This window comes from Nodularia sp. UHCC 0506, assembly GCF_034931045.1.
Lineage (GTDB): Bacteria > Cyanobacteriota > Cyanobacteriia > Cyanobacteriales > Nostocaceae > Nodularia.
The window spans coordinates 32,891-52,808 of sequence record NZ_JAYGHH010000016.1; the positions used below are offsets into that span (position 1 = coordinate 32,891).

Consider the following 19,918-nt stretch of genomic DNA (forward strand, 5'->3'; position numbering starts at 1 on the left):
CGTGCTGAGTAGGGCTTGCTGAATAAAGCCAAAAGCTAGAGAAATCAAAGATTTGAGGCTGATAAACCCGAACTCAGGTTATTTTTAATTCCTGGTCATCAATCCCCTAGATTGCTCCACTAAACGCAGAAACTCACCCCGATAGCCCTCTTCATCTTCGCCTCTAGCTTGAGTTGCCAATTTCATCACTAAATCCAAATCTGCATTCCCCTTGTATTCAGAGTCACGCAGTACCATGCCAAAACTCGCCACCGCAGCAGCAAATCTCAGATTAGTGGAGGGTATTTGGTTAGCTTTAAAATCACTATCTAGGATAGTTTGGGTAATCAATTGACTGGTGTTGTCCTGGGGTAATTTATAGCGGAGTTTTACCAACATCATTTCATTATCGGCAATATCTGGGGTCGTGACACCAGAACGCTGATACCGCAACGGATCTATCTCCGGCAGTTTCACATCACTGGCCGCGCCGGTGGGAATGATCTCGTATAGTGCTGTGAGAGAATGGCCAGCCCCGATTTCCCCAGCATCTTTTCGATCATCATTGAAATCTTGGTTTTGCAACAGGCGATTTTCGTAGCCAATCAAGCGGTATGCTTGAACTTTGGCAGGATTAAACTCTACTTGAATTTTGACATCCTTGGCAATCGTAAACAGAGTTCCCCGAATGTCATTAACTAGAACTTTTTTCGCTTCCAATAAGGTATCAATGTAGGCGTAGTTACCGTTACCTTTATTAGCTAGTTGCTCCATTTTTCCGTCTTTATAGTTGCCAGTCCCAAATCCCAGAACTGTGAGAAAAATTCCCTGATCTCGCTTTTGTTCAATTAATCGGGTCAATTCAGCATCACTAGAAACCCCGACATTAAAATCTCCATCAGTAGCTAAAATTACTCTATTGTTACCAGACTTGAGAAAATTTTGTTTAGCTATGTTGTAAGCCAATTCAATCCCCTGACCACCAGCCGTAGAGCCTCCAGCCTCTAAGCGGTCAATGGCCGCCAGAATTTCTGCTTTCTCACTACCAGGGGTAGCAGGTAATACTAATCCAGCATTTCCTGAATAAACTACCAAACTTACCCGGTCTTGAGGGCGCAGTTCATTCACCAGCAATTTCAGGGACTGTTGCACCAACGGTAATTTGTCCGGTTGATTCATCGAACCAGAAACGTCAATCAGAAATACTAGATTGCTGGGTGGTAAACTTTCACTTTCTAAGCGTTTACCTTGCAAACCCACCTTTACTAGCTTGTGTTGAGGATTCCAGGGAGCAGCAGTAACTTCAGTATTGACAGAAAAAGGGCGATCGCCTTTTGGTTGAGGATAATTATAAGTAAAATAGTTAATCAATTCCTCTATCCGCACAGCATCTTTAGGTGGTAATTGCCCTTGAGTAATAAATCGGCGCATATTACTGTAAGATGCCGTATCTACATCTATGGAAAAGGTGGAAAGAGGCTGATTACTAACACGATGAAAGGGATTATCATCAATCCGATTGTAGTTCTCTGTGTTGAATTGACCACCTGTTTGGGGTTCAGGGGCGATCATTCCCTCAATATTCCTCCCACCTGGAAATCTAGGACTACTCTGACGGTAAACACCTGGACCTAGCACAGATGGCAACGGCATACTCAGAGGTGGGGCGATCTTTGCAGAGGTGGATCGAGGATTTGGGATAGACTGAGTTTCGTTCGTTTGTCTAGTAGCTTCTGTGGGACGGATGCTACTAACTTCTAACTCACCTATGGCATTGTCTAAAGCTACTAAATCTGCGGCAAATTCTTTTTGTAAGCGTTGCAGGGATTGGAGGTCTGTTTGAGCAACTGTTGTAGAGTCGGTTGCTATTAGCACATTAATTCGCTCTATACAAGTATTCAAAACTGTAGCAAATTCTGTGCGGGTTACAGCAGAAGTACCAAAATTTTGGACAGAGACGACACAACTATAATTTTTTACTAATGCCTGGAGTGCTTGGTAGTCTGGGTGACTGGGTAGAATAGAGTTGGTTGGAGTAGTTTTATTGACTGGAATGGCAATTGTCCAAGACGGATGTAAAACGGCAATTCCTACTGATGGTATTAAAAACATTAGTGTTAAAATACTCACTCGCTGCCACATTTTGGACGGAATCGGGTAAGACATTGCTAAATCCTCACACTCAATTTATTTGGTGATGTTTGCTCTGTTGTGCTTACCTAGAATAGTCCTGACTAGCCTGAGATTTCATCACTGTTACAGTTTTAGTAACTGTAGCTTTTTTAACTTCCATCAAAAGTAGCCCTCTTCTGAGCAAGGCTACCGTGTATACCCAATTAAATTGTAGGACTTACGCATAAGTTACAAAAGAATGCACTACGAAGGAATCAGGATTTGAGAGAGTTTTTGCGTAAGTCCTGATTTGATTAAATTGCACTTTGGAAAAATTACTCACCCACAATTTCTTGTTGCAATAATCTAATTTTTTGGCTTAATTCTTGGCGAGTTTCAGATTTAGTAAAATAACGCAAACTAAACCAAGTAAAATAACCAATACCAATCAACTCAAAGGTTGGTGATAGTAGCGGAATATCATTGATTGCTCCTAAGATGGCAATGACTACCTTCATAGTCATAATTGCTGTTAAAATTAAAGTAAGATTGACCAAAGGGCGCTGATTTTTTTGAAAAAAGCTACTTACATATTCAGGAAGTTGTTCTAAAAAGTGAGTTATGCTTCTAGCAACTCGTCGCCATTGAGCTTCTGGTTCATAAGCTGGGGGTAGCTGAGATAAATGTGCCATATCTCCCCCGCTTGGTGGTAAAATTCCAGTAGGTGCGATCGCCTCTGGCGCAGCTTTGCCGATCCCATCGACTGTTTCTAGTTGCTTTTGCTCGGTTTCCATAATTTTTTATTTTGGTAGCTACATAATTTATTCTAAAATACTAGCTATCTATAAAGATAACAATTAGGTTGTCATCTGAATTAAAATTTTTGAGCAAATTGGGTAAATCTAAAATTATTTGGATCTAGTCGTAATGAGGGAATCTATCCCTCACTACGCTGTAATTAACTAATTTAACCTTGTGGTGGAGCAACAACTGCGTTAACAATCACATCATTAACGCCATTAATCTCTTGTGCTAATGGTTCAATCTTGGATAACTCATCCTGATTATTTACAGTGCCTGATACAGTGACTGTACCTTCTTCTGTCGCATCAACTGTTAATACACCATCAGGGATGTTAGCCTCTAACTTAGAACGCACTTCACTTGCTAAGTCTTCCGCAGTTCTATCAGTGATATCGCCACCAGCAGCCAAATTTCTCTCTTCACGAGCGCGAATATCAGCATCTAGTTGTTCTCTACGTACTGCGCTCTGAGCATCTTCTCTAGCAGCTTCTCTTTCTGGCGCGGCCGGTACTTCTCCCACTTCACCAGGCGCAGGCGCAGTCCGGGTTGTTCTAGCAGTATCATCACAAGCAGCAGCACCAAACAATAAAACGCAACCAATTAAGAAAGGAGTTAGTTTTTTCATGTTTGTAAGTCTTCCTCACAAATTAAAATTCTGATTTAGGAGTAGCAAGGCTCAAGTTTTTCATGCTTTTCCACTCCTAATAAAATGAAGGTTTTGTTAAGTGATAACCAAATTGAATTAAACTTTTTCATCACGATGATCAATAATTACTACCGTCGGCTCATCGCTGGTGGCTGAGTAATTGGTACGACCTGTTTCTGCAATTGGTGTAGTCTCACGTCTAATTGAATCATGCTCTGGGTGATGTTCTATTGGTTCATTTGGGTAATCATAAACACCAAATTCTTCAATACCATAGCGGTGGAAAATTGCTTCGGCTTGGGCAATTTCTGCGTCTGTACCATCTACTATGACTAAATAATGTCCTTGTTCAACTCGCTGGTGATAAACTCTGGCTCGCTCTTCGGGAATTCCTAAGCCGATTAATGCACCAATTAACCCCCCTGCAACTGCACCAATACCAGCACCAGCTAGAGTTGTAGCCAAAGTTGTTGCTGTTGCACCTGCTAACATAATTGGCCCTATTCCGGGAATTGCTAAAGTTCCCAGACCAACTAATAAGCCAGTTATACCGCCCAAAGCACCTCCAGAAAGCGCTCCGGTTGCTGCACCTTCATCGGCTTTATTACCTACTCGTTCTCTGGTTTGGGTTCCGGCTATATCACCTCTTTGCTCTGCATCTTTGGCGATAACAGAAACTCTATCCATTGAAAAGCCAGAATTTTTCAATTCATGCAGTGCTTGTTCAATGTCTCTACGATTAGAAAAAGTACCTACAGCTCGTCTACGCACGTTAGCAACCATTTTAAATCTCCTATGTCAATTTTCTGTAAATTTGCACTTTAATTTACTAGCAGTAACAAGCACCGCCAAGTAAACTAAATTAATTATTCAAGTGCATTCTTATAGAACAATCTGATCAACATCTCTATTCACACATTTTTAGAAATATTTTCCATCAATCCCTTGACATAATTGCACTCTCTATCATTAGACATAAGTATGTTTATATATAAATAAATTTAGTCTAGGGAAATTTCATCTAATTTGTAAATATCGCTAGATTTAAATCCCCGATTTTTTGTAGACATCCGAAAGGTAGCTGATTGAAGGTAGAAATTAGTGCGCTTTATGTTTGTAGCTGAGAGGCAATTAATCATGTCTCTATAGATGGAAATAATATGCTAACTACAGATAAATCTATGACTTGTGGATAAGGTTTTTATTTCTTAAGAAAGTGTAGGTCTAGATAAGTGACAATTTAAACTGTTAAGTAAGCCTTTTTAGCAAGAAATGGCTACTAAATTGAGCGCTATTAGGAAAATACTATTATGTTTCAAGGTGTAGAACCCATTTTGAATGGTGTTTGGCTGTCTATGGAAATAGCACCCATGAATGGAACGTCAGAAATTTTAACTCCTGAACAAGTATCATTAATGTTTTCTGGCCCCAAGTTGATAGTTTCGCTATTAGCTGGAACTTTAATGGCCTTGGCTTTCCAATTTTTATTGACAAACTTTTCCTTGGCTGTAGGAATTTTATCTTTAGGAACTGATTCTGCTCCTTGGTTTGAGTCGAGGACTTGGGGTGGTACAATTCGCAAAATTGAAAAAAAAAGTTGGATTTTGGGCATTAATAACTGCCAGTCTTGCATTATTTATCGCTTGTTTTCTCGCAGTAAAATTGAGCTTAATTGAAAGTATACTCTTAGGCGCAATTATGGGTGTAGTTATCTGGTCTAGCTATTTTGCATTAGTAGTTTGGCTAGGTTCATCAACTCTGGGTTCTTTAGTTGGTTCTTTTATCAATACGACAAATGCAGGATTACAGGCTATATTGGGAACTGCAACTGCGACAATTGGCGCAAATACGGCGAAAAAACAGGCGGTTGCAACTGCTGAAGAAATTACAGATGCAGTCCGGCGGGAATTAACTTCGGGTTTAGATACTGAAGGGATTAAAAATACTCTCCAAAGTTCTTTAAAATCCCTGCAATTACCACAACTGAATTTAGGAGAAATTCGCCAACAATTTGATAAGATTTTGAGTGATGTAGATTTATCATCTATTGCTGATCGTGATTTACTAGAAAACATCAATCGCCAAACGTTTATTGATTTGATTAGCAATCAAACAAATTTATCAAAACAACAGATTAATCAAATTGCTGATCAATTAGAAGATGCTTGGAAACAAGTTGTGGCTAGTCAAAGTCCCACTGAGCAAGTGATTAATTTACTTAAATCTGCTACACCCGAAGAATTGAAGTCAGAAAAATTAGGTGAACGACTTCAGGAATTGGTGGGAGTTAAACAAAATGGCAATGGTCGCAATGCTTTGATTAAAAAAGGGATGCAATATGGTTTAAATGCTGCTTTACCAGCAGTATTAGATCGGGTAGATTTTTCTGATATCGATATCGAAAAAATTACAACTCAAATCCAAAAGCTGAGGGACAAGGTTCAAGATATAGATGTGGATAAAATCACACATCAGTTAGAAGATATTAGAGATAAAACAACTGGACAAATAGCTACAAGATTACCAAAGCCACCCTATAATACTATCAAGGCGGATGTAGAAGATTATATTTTGAATTCTTTACCTTGGCATTTAAACCGCACTAAAATTAGAGAGGAATTTCAAGAAGTTATTTATGACCCACAAGCAAATCCGACAACGACGCGCCGGGAATTAGGGGAAATTAATCAAGAAGATTTTAGAAATTTGTTGCAGCAGCGAGGTGATATCAGCGAGGCGAGAGTAACAGAAATTACTCACCAAATGGAAAAGGTTCGTGAGGAAGTTTTAGAAATTGTTCAACAGGCGGAAGTACGGGAAAAAGGCGAAGGATTGCGCTTGCGAATAGAAAATTATCTGCGTTCTACAAGTAAATCTGAATTGAATTCAGATGCTATTGAGGGAGATTTCACCAGTTTATTGCAAGATTTTACTGATTTAGAAATTCGCTTACAAGCCTTTGAAAATGATGCTTTTGTTCAGTTACTTTTGCATCGTCAAGACTTGAGTGAGGAAGAAGCTAATAATATTGTGAGTCAATTGGAAAGTATTTGCGATCGCGTATTGAATCAAGAACGAAAACGCCAAGCACAAGCCAATCAATTATGGCAAAGAATTGAAGATTATTTGCGGAATACTAACAAAGAGGAATTAAATCCTGAAGGTATTAAACGTGAATTTGGTACTTTACTAGAACAGCCAGAAGTCGGAATTTATTTAATCCGCGATCGCCTCTCTCATTTTAACCGTGATACAGTGGTAAAATTGCTCAGTCAAAGGCAAGATTTGAGCGAAGAAGAGGTAAACCAAATCTTTGATCAAATTCAAACAGTACGCGATCGCATTTTACAATTACCTCAAACCACAGTCGATAAATTAGCTGAATATCTCCGCAATACTAACTTAGAAGAACTTAACCCAGAAGGTATTAGAGGAGATTTGGAAACATTATTAGCTGACCCGCGAGAGGGTGCTTTAGCATTTCGCCATCGCTTATCCCAAATTGACCGTGATACATTGGTAAAACTCCTCAGTCAAAGTCAAGATTTAAGCGAAGAGCAAGTAAATCAGAGAATTGATCAGGTACAAAAGGCGATTAACAGTATTCTCAAAGCCCCAAGACGTTACGCTAGTCGTGCTGCTGAAAGAGTGACGGATTTTGAAACTCATCTGGAAAACTATCTGCGTCACACAGATAAAGAAGAACTCAACCCCGAAAGCATCAAACGTGATATCCAATTGTTGCTGCGAGATCCGCAAGTGGGAGTGGGTAATTTAGGCGAACGCCTGGCTAAATTTGACCGTTCCACAATTGTGGCTTTACTATCACAAAGGGAAGATATTTCGGAAGAAGAAGCCAACCGGATTGTGGATCAAATTGAGTCGGTGCGTGATTCAGTTGTTAGTCAAATCCAGCAGGTTCAGGAACGGGTGCAATCGGTAATTGATGGCATTTTTGCCCAAATCCGCGATTACCTCAACTCCTTGGAGCGTCCAGAACTGAATTATGAGGGAATTCAGCAAGACTTTGCCAAATTATTTGATGACCCCCAAGCGGGATTTGAGGCTTTGCGCGATCGCCTGAGTCAATTTGATCGTGATACCCTAGTTGCTATCCTCAGTTCTCGTGAAGATATTACCCCAGAGGATGCTAACCGAATTATCAACCAAATCGAAGCGGCGCGGGATAGTGTATTGCAAAGAAGTGAACGCATCCAACAAGAAGTCCAAAAACGCCTAAAAGCAGTTCAAGAACAAGCCAAAATCCAAGCTGAGGAAACTAAAAGAATTGTGGCGAATGCAGCTTGGTGGCTATTTGGGACAGCTGTAACTTCTTTATTTGCAAGTGCGATCGCGGGAGCTTTAGCGACTCAACTGCGGTATATGATATACATTCCCCCAATGTAGAGAGCAATGAGAGTGATTCCATCCCAAGTTACATAAATTTGGGTGCGACTAAAAGCATGATATATCAATCCTGCGATCGCCACTGAAGTCATAATCATGGCAATAATCGTAGTAAACAGATGCACCTCACTAATTTGCAACCACAAATTACCTTTGAGGTATACCACATCGTAAATTCCCAGAATCGCTAAATTCCAGAGATTTGAGCCAAAAAGATTCGACACAGCCATTTCTACTGCATTCATGCGAATTGCTTCCACAGATACCACCACTTCCGGTAATGATGTCGCCCCAGCTAATAGCAGCGCCCCCACAAAGCTTTGTCCCAGTCCCGTGACTGCGGAAACTTGGTCGCCCAAAAACGCCAGCCACACACCCAGAAGTACAGTAGCTAAAGAAAGCAAAGCGAAATTCACATAAGCTTTTCCGGGCTTAATGTGTTGGTATTGCAAAGCTTCCGGTTCAGCTTCTAAAATAGCGGCGGCGCGTCGTCTGATTTCAAACTGCGTCATCATTTTGGCGCTGACGATATAAAGCAAAATCAATAACAAACTGGGAACACCAACCCATCCCAGAGTTAGAGAAATTCCCTGCTGAGTGAAAAGCATTCCCGCAGCAGTTACGCCTAACATCGCACAACCCAGACTAGCAGATAATCCCAGACCTACTGGCGCGCGTTTGAGTAATGGTTCACGTCCACTGAAAATATCCAGCAGTCCCAGAATCATTAAATTGAATAAACAACTACCTAAAATTGCTCCTGCTGCTAAATCTGGGGCGTTTAATACAACTACCGCACTGACACCTGTAGCCAATTCTGGTAAAGAGGTGACACCAGATAATAGTAGCCCACCAACCCAGGTACGCCCCAGCCCAGTTTTTTCTGCGACAACATCAGCACTTTGGGAAAGCTTCATTCCCACAGCAATTACGCCGAGGAAACATACTATAACTTGAATAAAAAGGAACATAGGAACTGAGGAATAGGGAGATTGGATGCACTATTAAAATACAACAATTACGAATTACGTTCGCGCAGCGTTTCCGCAGGAAATATTACGAACTACGAATTACGAATTACGAATTACGAACTACTTTTAAAGTTTTCAGACTTGTATCTGCACAACCAGAAATAAAACCACCCATTGATTGAATTTGTTGTAAATATTCTAAAGCCCCTTGAATAATTACTTCCCCAGGCATTAAAACGGGGATTCCTGGAGGATAAGGACAGACAATTTCAGTACAGATGCGATCGCTTGTTTGAGTCAACGGTAAAATTTCACTAACAGCAAAAAAAGCTTCACGGGGAGAAATACTTCCTAAATTATCCCATAAAACGAACCCCGTCTGACTTGGGGGAGTACAAATTGGGTGCATCTGCGCCAAAGAAGTAAAACCTTGTACTAATTGCTCAATATCAGATAAAGTATTGCCCAAACTAATAATAAACGTCAGATGTTGCAATGATGCCAACTCAGCCGTCACACCCAGCTTTTCATCTAAAATTTCTTCGGCTGCAAATCCGGTTAAACCTAAGCCAGAAACAGTCACAGTTAACCGTGTTTTATCTAAATTTGGCATCTGCAAAACCGATAATCCCGGAATTTCGCTAATTTTCCTGATTGCTACCTCTGCAAGTTCTAAAGTGCGAGACATCAGCGCTTTTCCATATAATGCCATTTGCTGACGTGCTGCATCAAGGGAAGCTAAAAGTATATAACTCGGACTAGTAGACTGGACAAGTTGCAAAGCTTTATTTACACGGTCAATATCTATTCTATCCCCTTGGACGTGTAACATTGATGCCTGTGTCATTGCACCCAGTACCTTATGCGTAGACTGTACAGTTAAATCTGCACCTGCGGCTAAAGCTGAGGGAGGTAAATCAGGATGAAAAGCAAAGTGTGCGCCGTGTGCCTCATCTACAAGTAAGGGGATATGATATTGGTGCGTAATTTGAGCGATCGCTTGTAAATCGCCACAAACACCGTAATATGTAGGATAAACTACCAGCACTGCCTTAGTATCAGGATGCTTTTCTAGAGCCGTTTGCACAGCTTCAGGCGTGATACTGTGAGCAATATCTAAAACTGAGTCATATTCAGGATTAACAAAAATCGGGATAGCACCAGAAAGAATTAACCCAGAAATTACAGATGAATGCACATTTCGGGGCATAATAATTTTATCCCCAGTACCACAGGTAGCGAGAATAGCCGCTTCAATTCCACAGGTAGAACCATTCACCAGAAACCAAGTTTGTGCAGCCCCAAAAGCCTCTGCTGCTAATTCTTGCGCTGCTAGAATCACCCCTTGGGGTGCAAACAAATTATCTAAATTTGCCAGTTCTGTTAAATCAGCCCGAAACACTTTTTTCCCCAGTAAATCAGCCAAGGGTTGAGAAATGCCCTCTCCTCGCTTATGTCCTGGCGTGTAAAAAGGTGCGTGAGCATGATTTGTACAAGCTTTTAAGGCATCTAATAAAGGTGTTTGGTTTTGATTTCGCATTTTGGGGTAAAACTGATTATTCAGGAATACATACTAAAATAATCTCTAGATAAATTAGAGGTTTCTTCTGCTAGTCCCATGCCAAAACACAAAACCCAAGAGGAATTTATCAAAGAAGCTCAGGCTAAACATGGAGATTTTTATAACTATAGTAAAGCACTTTACATAAGCTCCAACACCAAAGTCATTCTAATTTGCCCTCAGCATGGGGAGTTTAAAATCACTCCCAGTCATCACCTTCAAGGTGTAGGTTGTCGTAAATGCTTTGATGAAAGAATGCGGAATGATCAAAATAATATCATTGCAAAATTTCGCCAGACTCATGGCGAATACTATAATTACGATCAGGTAATTTATAAACGAATTGACCTAAAAGTTACGATTAAATGTCCCCTTCATGGTGACTTTGAACAAGTATCGGCTGCTCACATAGCTGGATCAGGTTGTCCTAAATGTGCAGTTGAAGGACAAACCTTATCAAATGAAGAATTTATTAGAAAATCGCAAATTAAACATGAATCTAAATATGACTATAGTCAAGTTATCTATATTAATAACTCTACCAAAGTAGCTATCATTTGCCCACAGCACGGACTTTTTCACCAACTGCCAAGTAATCATCTTCGAGGAAGTCAATGTCCTCAATGTTCTCAAGAAAATAGGACAGCCACAAAACATGGCTTTAAATATAAGAATGTTGCTTATTCTAGCATTAAATCTGCTTGCAAAATTTTGGGTAAAGATTACTGGATTGTTATCAAAAGATTAGATGCTGGTTGGACTTTAGAACAAGCTTTTGATGACGAACCTCATAATCCTCGACATCCTTTTGAATTTGATGGAATTGTCTATAACGGTATAGAAGATGCTGTTCGTAAACTCAATGCTCCTGTTAGTTCTACCACTGTCAGAAGAAGGCTTGCAGAAGGAATGGATAAAGAGCAAGCTTTATTTACTCCTCCTAAGTTTGGATACGATAATGGAGTAATTTATATAATCACTAACTGCATGAATGGTAAGCAATATGTAGGATTGACAACAACATCTATAGAAGAACGATGGGAGAGGCACTTAGAGCAAGTCTCTAGAAAAGAGGCTTCTCTCATTCACAAAGCAATTGCTGAATTTGGAGAGGAGAATTTCACGCTTGAAGTCATCGCGCAAGCCTCTAATATTGAAGAACTAAGAACTAAGGAGCGTGAATGGATTAAGAAACTCAATACCCTTACCCCTGAAGGTTACAATGTAACTTTAGGTGGAGAACTTGGTGGTGCGCCAGGTAAACCTACAAGACTTCCTGGAGACCCTATACTGTATCAATCTCTTCAAGCAGCAGCTAAAGCTTTAGCTGAACGAGAGGGAATTAACCAAGAAGCTGCTGAGAAAAGAATTTATACAGGTCGGGTTGATGCTAATAAACCTCATTTTATGACTAAGACCCGAATTTACAAGTATTGGGACAGATTAGTTCACCAATCAGCTAACCCCAAATCTAAAGAGTACAATGGTTACATTATCTGTGAACATTGGCAGAATTTTCGTAAATTTTTTGAGGAAATGAATGAGGGATATCAAGAAGGTTTATGTCTTAAATTGATTGATCATTCTCTTCCTTATTCTAAAGAAAACTGCGTTTGGGTTACTAAGAATGAATTGCATCGAACTCATGGGATGGTAGGAACTAGGCTTTATGGATTATGGACTAATCTAGTTCGCAATATTACTAATCCTGAATCAGATGCTTATAGAGGAACGCCAATAAATGATCGTTGGCGAAACTTTATTTTGTTTTATGAGGATATGGGCAATGAATATGAAGAGGGAAAAATTCTCCAACCAAAGAACTCAAGCCAGCCATACTCTAAAGATAATTGCGAATGGGCATGGCAATATGGTAAACAACAGGCTCATCCATTATTTGGAACCCACTTATACAAACTTTGGAGACGAATTGTAAACGAATCTTGCAATCCACAGTCTAAAAATTACAACGGTTCTGAAATTTGTGAACGCTGGTGTGATTTTGCCTTGTTTTGTGAAGATATGGCTCAAACATACAACAAGGGGCTGAAACTAATTAAGCTCAACTCCAAGATGCCATATTCACCAGATAATTGCGAGTGGAGAAACAATCGAGAAGCAGCCCAAACTCATGGAATGGTGAGAACAAAGTTCTACCAAATTTGGGCAAGACTAAAGCATCATCGTACAAATCCAACTGCCAAAGATTATGAAGGAACATCTCTGTGTAAGAGTTGGCAGATGTTTGAAAACTTCAAAGCTGATATGTATGATTCGTATCAAGAAGGAATGGGTTTGAAGCTAATTGATCCAAGCAAGCCTTACTCTAAGGAAAATTGCTGTTGGATGACCAGATGTGATTTGCTTAAAAAACATCCCATGTCTGACTCAAAAATCTATAATATATGGCGACGCTTAGTTAATGAGCAAGCTAATCCCAAGTCTAAAGGTTACTTAGGTATTAAAGTATGCGATAACTGGCAGAACTTCGACAATTTTTATGCGGATATGTCTATCGGATACGTTGAAAATCTTTATATAGCTGCTGTTGACCCCAATCTGCCCTATTCTTCAAATAACTGTGAATGGGTTACGAAAAATGAAGCAATCCGTCGAGGTCGCTTACGTAAACATAAGAAGTATGACAACCCATAGTATCAACATTTTGGTAGCATGAAAATTAGTGCCAATTGTTGCTAACACTGGATTATGGCGCATCTCGCAGTGCGATCGCTATTACTGCCATACAATAAATTCAGACTCAAAAACATATCCCCATGATTGAAATTGTATTTCTTGTTGAAGATGATTCAGATGGTGGCTATCACGTTTGATCACTACATTTCTGAAATGACAAAAATAAAATTTTTGGATACTATTGCGACACTCAAGCCTATTCCAATTGAGAGATTACAACTAGTAGAAGAAGATTATACTTCTATTGAAAGCTTACCCAGTGGGCAAGTTGGAACAATTGTAGAAGTGTATGAGCAAGAAGAAGAATATCATTATTTAGTCGAGTTTGCTGATACCCAAGGCTGTGAATATGCAATGGCTACTTTGAGAGCCGATGAAGTCTTAGTTTTACATTATGATTTGGTAATTGCCTAAATTTTTACATCTGCGGTAGGTGTTTCAATATCTCCCATGAAATAACGGGTAAAGAATTATTTATTTCGGCAGGATGTCATGATCAAATAGTTAGATTTAACACAATCTTAATCCCTACTTGATTTGAGGTTGGTAGGTTGCTGTGACTTGCTTAAGCAATTGAAAAACCAATCACAATCAACATCTCAGTAGGGGTGAACATGGAACTTGAGGATTACAATCGTCTGTTAGCAAATCAATGCAAGCGGCGGAGTTTTTTACTGGGTGCAGGATTTTTAACAGGGTTAACAGTTACCAGCCAATGGCAACCTGTATTGGCTAACCACAGATTTTCCAGTTATCCTTTTAGTCTTGGTGTTGCTTCTGGTGATCCTTTGCCGGATGCTGTGGTTATCTGGACTAGACTGGCTCCAAATCCCTTGAATGGAGGTGGAATGCCACTCAGAAACGTGCCTGTACGGTGGAAAGTTGCCCTTGATGAGAAAATGAGAAGGGTTGTGCGTCGAGGAGCAACACTGGCGACACCAGAATTAGGACACTCAGTACACGTTGATGTGCGTGGGCTAGACCCTGACCGTTGGTATTGGTATCAATTTCAAGTAGGTCGAGAATTTAGCCCCATTGGAAGAACTCGCACAGCACCAGCATTTTATAGCTCTATTCAAGAACTAAACTTTGCTTTTGTCTCTTGTCAAGACTGGCAAAATGGCTTTTATACAGCTTTTCGGCATTTGGCTGAAGAAAACCTGGATTTGGTGGTGCATTTAGGTGATTACATATACGAATACGGGCCGGAAGCGGGTGCGCCACGTCAGCATAATGGCCCAGAAATCGTCACCCTTGAAGACTACCGCAATCGCCACGCTCTTTACAAAACTGACCCCTATCTGCAAGCGGCTCATGCTGCGTGTCCCTGGCTTGTAACTTGGGATGACCATGAAGTTGATAACAATTACGCCAATTTAATTCCCGAAGACAACCAAAGCCTAGAGGCGTTTACTCAACGACGAGTTAATGCGTACCAGGCTTATTACGAACATATGCCTCTACGTCGGTCTTCATTGCCCAATGGCGCGGATATGTTGCTTTATCGACGGTTCACTTTCGGTAATTTAGCTGAGTTCAACGTACTAGATACCAGACAGTACCGCACTGACCAACCTTGTGATGATGGACTGAAACCTCGTTGTGCGGATGCTTTGGACTCCAATGCGACCATGAACGGTTCAGAACAAGAGCAATGGCTACTCACAGGATTAGACCAATCGCGATCGCGCTGGAATATAATTGCTCAACAGACCATGTTTGCTCAATACAACTTTAATACTAATCCAGAGCCAGGAGTCTTCAATTTGGATCAATGGGACGGTTACGTGGCTGAACGCGATCGCATCCTCAATTTCTTGCATCAGCGTCAACCCTCCAACCCAGTAGTAATTACCGGAGACATTCATTCTAGTTGGGTACACGACCTAAAACTTGATTTTGATAATCCAAACTCACCAACAGTCGGTACAGAATTCATAGGAACTTCAATTTCCTCTGATTTTCCCGCCCAATTTATCGCACCTGTGCAAGCTTCCTTAACCAACAATCCCCACACTAAATTTTTTGACGGTGCTTTTCGGGGGTACGTTCGTTGTAAACTAACACCAGGACTCTGGCAAACTGATTACCGCGCTGTCTCCAGCATCCTCGACTTAAACGCCTCCGTCAAAACCCTAGCTTCCTTTGTCGTCCAAGACGGACAACCCGGCGCACTTGTAAATTAACAAAATTAAAATTGACGCAAAAACTCTCTCAAACTCTTATTCCTTTGCGCCCTTTGCGTCCTTTGCGGTTCGTTCTAATAAAACTCACCCCCTAGATCATAATTTAGGGGGTTTCAACATATAAACACAATTGATGGCAAAAGCGATAAATTATGAGAGGAATGGTTATTTGGGAAGATGTCATCAGTTGTAATTGTCATCTACCTTGGGAAAGTCGAATCATAAAATTAGACCTATCGTGACTTATCCCACAGCTATTTCTGTACCAGAACCAGTACCCGCACCCACTCCCCAACCAGCACCAGAACCAGTACCAGCCCCCATTCCTCAAACAGTTCCAGGGACAATACCAGAACCAGTACCAGCCCCCATTCCCCAAACAGTTCCAGGGACAATACCCCAAACCATACCTGAACCTGTTTAAATTGACTTTGTACTAACAAAATCTCAAATCGAAAATGCTAAGAGCCGGAATTGTCGGACTTCCCAACGTCGGAAAATCTACTTTATTTAATGCTGTAGTGGCGAACGCCAAAGCCGAAGCAGCTAACTTTCCCTTCTGCACGATTGAACCGAATGTCGGCATTGTCTCAGTACCGGATGAGCGCTTAAATGTTCTGGCTAATATTGCTAGTTCCGTACAAACCATACCAGCGCGAGTTGAGTTTGTCGATATCGCCGGCTTGGTTAAAGGTGCTAGTCAAGGAGAAGGACTAGGAAATCAATTTTTGTCCCACATCCGTGAAGTTGATGCAATTATCCATGTGGTGCGTTGTTTTGAAAATGAAGATATTATCCATGTAGCCGGTTCGATTGACCCAGCGCGAGATATTGAAATCATTAATTTAGAATTGGGTTTATCTGATTTAGCGCAAATTGAACGCCGAATTGACCGTACTCGTAAACAAGCCCGTACCAGCAAAGATGCACAGTTTGAAATTACTGTTTTAGAAAAATTAGCTGCTGCTTTAAATGAAGGTAAGTCGGTTCGTCAAGTAAGTTTGGCTGAAGAAGAAGCAGAGATTATTAAGGGACTTGATCTACTGACCAATAAACCAATTATCTACGCTGCTAATGTTTCTGAAGAAGAATTAGCCACTGGTAATGATTTTGTGGAAAAAGTGCGGCAAGTTGCAGCTACAGAAGATGCTCAAGTTGTGATTGTTTCGGCACAAGTAGAAGCGGAATTAGTCGAATTACCAGAAGAAGATAAAGCTGATTTTCTGGAATCTTTAGGCGTAAAAGAAGGCGGTTTAAAATCTTTAATTCGGGCTACTTACACCCTTTTAGGTTTGCGGACATATTTCACCTGTGGCCCCAAAGAAACCCGTGCTTGGACTATTAACGCGGGAATGTCTGCACCCCAAGCGGCTGGAGTAATTCACACTGATTTTGAACGGGGATTTATTCGCGCTGAAACCGTTGCTTATGACGCTTTAGTTACACACGGTTCTATGAGTGCGGCGAAAGAGAAAGGCTTAGTTCGCAGTGAAGGAAAAGAATATATTGTCCAAGAAGGAGATGTCATGTTGTTCCGGTTTAATGTGTAGTTATTCAGTTATCAGTTGAGAAATATAATTGGGTTGAATTACCTCCAATATATCGGCATTAACTGACGATTAAAAACTCATATATGAGATACAAGAACCCCACCCCCAACTCCCTCCCCGCAAGCGAGGAGGGGACTATGATGTAATTCATGCAAGTGCATACCACTATCACTCAAAACTGATTAATGATAGGCGTTGGTGGTGGGTCTAAATCTCCCATCCCATGCTTTGATAACTGATAACTGTTAACTGATTTAATTTCTTCCCATCATGTACACATAGGAACCCAAGTTTTCATCATCTGTACCCAAAATTACACCACCATTTGCACCAGGAACAAGTTCTATTCCTTCAATTTTGTGATAAAGTGAACGGTGCAGAGGTGTAAATTGTGCATTTTGTTGCCAGACGATGTTTTTACTATTAAATCCTAGAGAACCGGCGATATATACAGCCGATTGAAAGGGTCCATCATTTCCAGCATCACTGGCGGAGGTGATATAAACTACTCCTGTGGGGTCTATTTTTATATCGGAAATATGACGTACATTCTCCGAGGGAAATGGTACTTGTAAAGCGCTGGAACCTGCAAGGGTGATTTGATATTTGGCTAAATCAAATATTCCCCAATAAATAATTGCAGGCTTTTCTCCTTCGCCTCGATGCGCCCACATAGCTACTAATTTATTATCTATATTTTGTAAGCTAAATCCTTCTAGGTTACTTCCCTGGGGTATTCCTGGTAAGTTAAATTCTTTGCTAACTACCACAGTTTTTTTGGCTGCATCTAATTGAATATAATAAGCTTTGCCAAAACTGGTTAAAGCGATGAAATCAGTGTTATTTTTTCCTGGCACGGATGTGATGGCTTCTAGGTCACTGGGTAATGCTTTATCACTAGACCAGTCTATGGGGAAATATTCCGGTTGCTTTTGACCCTGAATACTAACTATGGCTAGACGACCTTGTTGTTTTTGTTTGTTGTCATGAACAATTAAAAATTTCAGGGTATCATTTTGCTGTTGTACTAAAGCTATGCCACTAATACCAAATAAAAGACCACCGCGAACGGGTCGCCAATCTCCCGCCCAAGTTGGTTGGGATACAAGTAAAAATGCACTGAAGACAACTATAGTGATGATTAACTGGAATAATCGTGGCATTTTGTCAAAAATGTTTGAGATGCTCGATCATATCAAATTCAGGCGATCGCTTTGAAGTGTTTCGCATTTAGTCTTAGATTATACCTGTGCTAGTAGATTGAGATGGGGAGGAGGGCTGAAGCCCTCACTACGATCTGTTATAGTTGACCTGTGAATACTTTTTGGGCTGGGCCTGTCATGTAAATTCTTTGGTCGATTTCTGACCATTCAATTTGCAAGGGACCACCTGGTAATTCTACTGTGGCGATGCGATCGCAATTTCCGGTCAATACACCAGCGACTAAGGCAGCACAAGCACCTGTACCACAGGCTAAGGTTATACCTGCACCTCGTTCCCATACCCGCATTTTTACATAGTCTCGACTGACTACTTGAATAAATTCAGTGTTGATGCGTTGGGGAAAAGCTGGGTGATGTTCAAATTTAGGGCCGATAGTTTCTAAAGAAATGGCGGCGACATCTTCGACAAAGGTTATACAGTGGGGATTTCCCATACTGACACAGGTGACTTCCCAAGTTTTACCCCCTACTTCTATGGGTTGATTAATTACTTTTGTTTCAGCCGTATCCAGGGTTGTGGGAATTTCTCCGGCTAGTAATTTTGGTAAACCCATATCCACCTTAACTTGACCATCAGCCATCAGTTGAGGTGTGATCATACCCGCTAAGGTATGAATGCGATATGAGTCTTGATTTCGGGATTCACCTTCTAAATCGGCGATAAATCTGCCTAAACAGCGAATACCATTACCACACATTTCTGGTTCTGAACCATCAGAATTAAAAATCCGCATGGTGTAGTCTGCACCGTTTTCTCCAGGGAGGGCAAAAATTACACCATCAGCACCGATACCAAAGTGGCGATCGCATAATTTGATTGCTTGTTCTGGAGTTAATACTGGCAAGGATGAGGCGCGATTGTCAACTAAAATAAAATCGTTCCCCAAACCGTGATACTTAGTAAATTCGATTGCCATTTTTCTGATGATGAATTATGAATGATTAGGGATTGAGTATGTCACGAAAACTCTTTCCCAGTTTCTCAATTATTCCATCATTACTAAAAATGCCTACAACTGAATTTGATACTTCATTACCTAGCATTCGCCAACTACAAGAACTAATTAAAGAAAAAGCGGTGATTGAATTGAAACTGGTAACGGGTGATCTGCTAATTGGTAAGGTTTGCTGGCAAGATCAAAACTGTGTTTGTCTTGTGGATGATCATAATCGGCAAATTACTATTTGGAAACAGGCGATCGCTTACTACCAATCTAAGTAATCCTTAATCCTTCCCCCTTGCCCCCTGCTCCCTGCTCCCCTGCCTCTTTTGGTGTTGTGCTGCTAACAAACAATTGTTGCAGTTGATTTAAACTGGATAAATTACCACATAACAGCACTTGATCACCAACGCGAAAATCTGTTTTTTGATCAGGACTGCGGATAAATTTACCATCTCGCCGCATCGCTTGCACTTGAACTGCTGATTGTGGAGTCAGATCCAAATCTGCAATAGTCATACTCAAAACGGGAGAATCAGCATAAACTTTAATCCATTGACAAGCTTTATTTTCCCCAGGAATAGCCACCTTTCCCTGAGCAAATTCTTCTAAAGCGGCTAATTCCTCAGATGCGCCTACTAGCAGCAAGCGATCGCCTACGTTCAATTTAGTTTGAGCATTAGGATAATCAATTTCTTCTCCGTTAGTACGGCGAATAGCCATCAGACTTGCTCCTGTAAGGTAGCGGATATCCGCTTCGCCTAAAGTCATATCAATCAGGGGTGAAGCTGATGGGAGAGTATACCAACGGCGATTTAAATCACGGGTGGCTTGCTGCAAA

General features: G+C 40.8%; 15 protein-coding genes and 1 pseudogene. 7 read left to right on the plus strand and 9 right to left on the minus strand.

Annotated elements, in window-relative coordinates; genetic code table 11:
- Window positions 1-84 precede the first annotated feature (84 nt).
- The 4 genes from VB654_RS11820 to VB654_RS11835 form a co-directional block, all read right to left on the minus strand.
- Entirely contained in the window at window positions 85-2,145 is a 2,061-nt protein-coding gene (locus VB654_RS11820; RefSeq protein WP_323213959.1) for a vWA domain-containing protein, read from the minus strand.
- Window positions 2,146-2,426: 281 nt separating this feature from the next.
- The gene (locus tag VB654_RS11825) at window positions 2,427-2,885 is read right to left on the minus strand and encodes a CAAD domain-containing protein (protein ID WP_323213960.1); all 459 of its coding nucleotides are present in this window, start codon (window positions 2,883-2,885) and stop codon (window positions 2,427-2,429) included.
- Between the two features lie 173 nt (window positions 2,886-3,058).
- Entirely contained in the window at window positions 3,059-3,520 is a 462-nt protein-coding gene (locus VB654_RS11830) for a BON domain-containing protein (RefSeq protein ID WP_323213961.1), read from the minus strand.
- A 117-nt stretch (window positions 3,521-3,637) separates the two neighbouring features.
- Window positions 3,638-4,324, minus strand: a complete 687-nt coding sequence (locus VB654_RS11835) for a general stress protein (RefSeq protein WP_323213962.1) — start codon at window positions 4,322-4,324, stop codon at window positions 3,638-3,640.
- A gap of 527 nt (window positions 4,325-4,851) precedes the next feature.
- Here VB654_RS11835 and VB654_RS11840 point away from each other — a divergent pair.
- A pseudogene (locus VB654_RS11840) lies at window positions 4,852-7,948 on the plus strand (MFS transporter).
- Here the strand turns inward: VB654_RS11840 and VB654_RS11845 are convergent.
- Entirely contained in the window at window positions 7,912-8,919 is a 1,008-nt protein-coding gene (locus VB654_RS11845; RefSeq protein ID WP_323213963.1) for a sodium:calcium antiporter, read from the minus strand. The pseudogene VB654_RS11840 and the gene VB654_RS11845 sit on opposite strands and share 37 nt — an antisense overlap.
- Window positions 8,920-9,025: 106 nt before the next feature.
- The gene (locus VB654_RS11850; protein ID WP_323213964.1) at window positions 9,026-10,459 is read right to left on the minus strand and encodes an aminotransferase class I/II-fold pyridoxal phosphate-dependent enzyme; all 1,434 of its coding nucleotides are present in this window, start codon (window positions 10,457-10,459) and stop codon (window positions 9,026-9,028) included.
- A gap of 78 nt (window positions 10,460-10,537) precedes the next feature.
- Here VB654_RS11850 and VB654_RS11855 point away from each other — a divergent pair, with 78 nt between their 5' ends.
- From VB654_RS11855 to ychF, 5 genes are all read left to right on the plus strand, one after another.
- Window positions 10,538-13,135, plus strand: a complete 2,598-nt coding sequence (locus VB654_RS11855) for a GIY-YIG nuclease family protein (protein WP_323213965.1) — start codon at window positions 10,538-10,540, stop codon at window positions 13,133-13,135.
- A gap of 195 nt (window positions 13,136-13,330) precedes the next feature.
- Window positions 13,331-13,591, plus strand: coding sequence for a DUF4926 domain-containing protein (locus VB654_RS11860; RefSeq protein ID WP_323213966.1), 261 nt, complete (start codon window positions 13,331-13,333; stop codon window positions 13,589-13,591).
- A 200-nt stretch (window positions 13,592-13,791) separates the two neighbouring features.
- The gene (locus tag VB654_RS11865; protein WP_323213967.1) at window positions 13,792-15,363 is read left to right on the plus strand and encodes an alkaline phosphatase; all 1,572 of its coding nucleotides are present in this window, start codon (window positions 13,792-13,794) and stop codon (window positions 15,361-15,363) included.
- Between the two features lie 238 nt (window positions 15,364-15,601).
- Window positions 15,602-15,787, plus strand: coding sequence for a hypothetical protein (locus VB654_RS11870; RefSeq protein ID WP_323213968.1), 186 nt, complete (start codon window positions 15,602-15,604; stop codon window positions 15,785-15,787).
- A 34-nt stretch (window positions 15,788-15,821) separates the two neighbouring features.
- Complete coding sequence (gene ychF, locus VB654_RS11875) at window positions 15,822-16,913, plus strand: redox-regulated ATPase YchF (RefSeq protein WP_323213969.1); 1,092 nt, start codon at window positions 15,822-15,824, stop codon at window positions 16,911-16,913.
- A 254-nt stretch (window positions 16,914-17,167) separates the two neighbouring features.
- On the opposite strand, the gene VB654_RS11880 is transcribed toward ychF, so the two are convergent.
- Window positions 17,168-18,076 carry a hypothetical protein gene (locus VB654_RS11880; protein ID WP_323213970.1) on the minus strand — a complete coding sequence of 303 codons (909 nt, stop codon included), beginning with the start codon at window positions 18,074-18,076 and terminating at the stop codon, window positions 17,168-17,170.
- 137 nt (window positions 18,077-18,213) lie between these two features.
- On the minus strand, window positions 18,214-19,053 hold the full coding sequence (gene dapF, locus VB654_RS11885; protein ID WP_323213971.1) for a diaminopimelate epimerase: 840 nt from the start codon (window positions 19,051-19,053) through the stop codon (window positions 18,214-18,216).
- Window positions 19,054-19,142: 89 nt separating this feature from the next.
- On the opposite strand from dapF, the gene VB654_RS11890 reads away from it, so the two are divergent.
- Complete coding sequence (locus tag VB654_RS11890; protein ID WP_323213972.1) at window positions 19,143-19,358, plus strand: Hfq-related RNA-binding protein; 216 nt, start codon at window positions 19,143-19,145, stop codon at window positions 19,356-19,358.
- Here VB654_RS11890 and VB654_RS11895 read toward each other — a convergent pair.
- Window positions 19,351-19,918 (minus strand): TrkA C-terminal domain-containing protein (locus VB654_RS11895; RefSeq protein ID WP_323213973.1); only part of this gene is annotated, 568 nt, incomplete at its 5' end. The two genes, VB654_RS11890 and VB654_RS11895, sit on opposite strands and share 8 nt — an antisense overlap.

Coding starts and splice junctions, on each gene's coding strand:
- VB654_RS11865 (WP_323213967.1), top strand. CDS start 13,792: ATGGAACTTGAGGATTACAATCGTCTGTTAGCAAATCAATGCAAGCGG.
- VB654_RS11825 (WP_323213960.1), bottom strand. CDS start 2,885: ATGGAAACCGAGCAAAAGCAACTAGAAACAGTCGATGGGATCGGCAAA.
- VB654_RS11855 (WP_323213965.1), top strand. CDS start 10,538: ATGCCAAAACACAAAACCCAAGAGGAATTTATCAAAGAAGCTCAGGCT.
- VB654_RS11830 (WP_323213961.1), bottom strand. CDS start 3,520: ATGAAAAAACTAACTCCTTTCTTAATTGGTTGCGTTTTATTGTTTGGT.
- VB654_RS11860 (WP_323213966.1), top strand. CDS start 13,331: ATGACAAAAATAAAATTTTTGGATACTATTGCGACACTCAAGCCTATT.
- VB654_RS11820 (WP_323213959.1), bottom strand. CDS start 2,145: ATGTCTTACCCGATTCCGTCCAAAATGTGGCAGCGAGTGAGTATTTTA.
- ychF (WP_323213969.1), top strand. CDS start 15,822: ATGCTAAGAGCCGGAATTGTCGGACTTCCCAACGTCGGAAAATCTACT.
- dapF (WP_323213971.1), bottom strand. CDS start 19,053: ATGGCAATCGAATTTACTAAGTATCACGGTTTGGGGAACGATTTTATT.
- VB654_RS11850 (WP_323213964.1), bottom strand. CDS start 10,459: ATGCGAAATCAAAACCAAACACCTTTATTAGATGCCTTAAAAGCTTGT.
- VB654_RS11835 (WP_323213962.1), bottom strand. CDS start 4,324: ATGGTTGCTAACGTGCGTAGACGAGCTGTAGGTACTTTTTCTAATCGT.
- VB654_RS11845 (WP_323213963.1), bottom strand. CDS start 8,919: ATGTTCCTTTTTATTCAAGTTATAGTATGTTTCCTCGGCGTAATTGCT.
- VB654_RS11880 (WP_323213970.1), bottom strand. CDS start 18,076: ATGCCACGATTATTCCAGTTAATCATCACTATAGTTGTCTTCAGTGCA.
- VB654_RS11890 (WP_323213972.1), top strand. CDS start 19,143: ATGCCTACAACTGAATTTGATACTTCATTACCTAGCATTCGCCAACTA.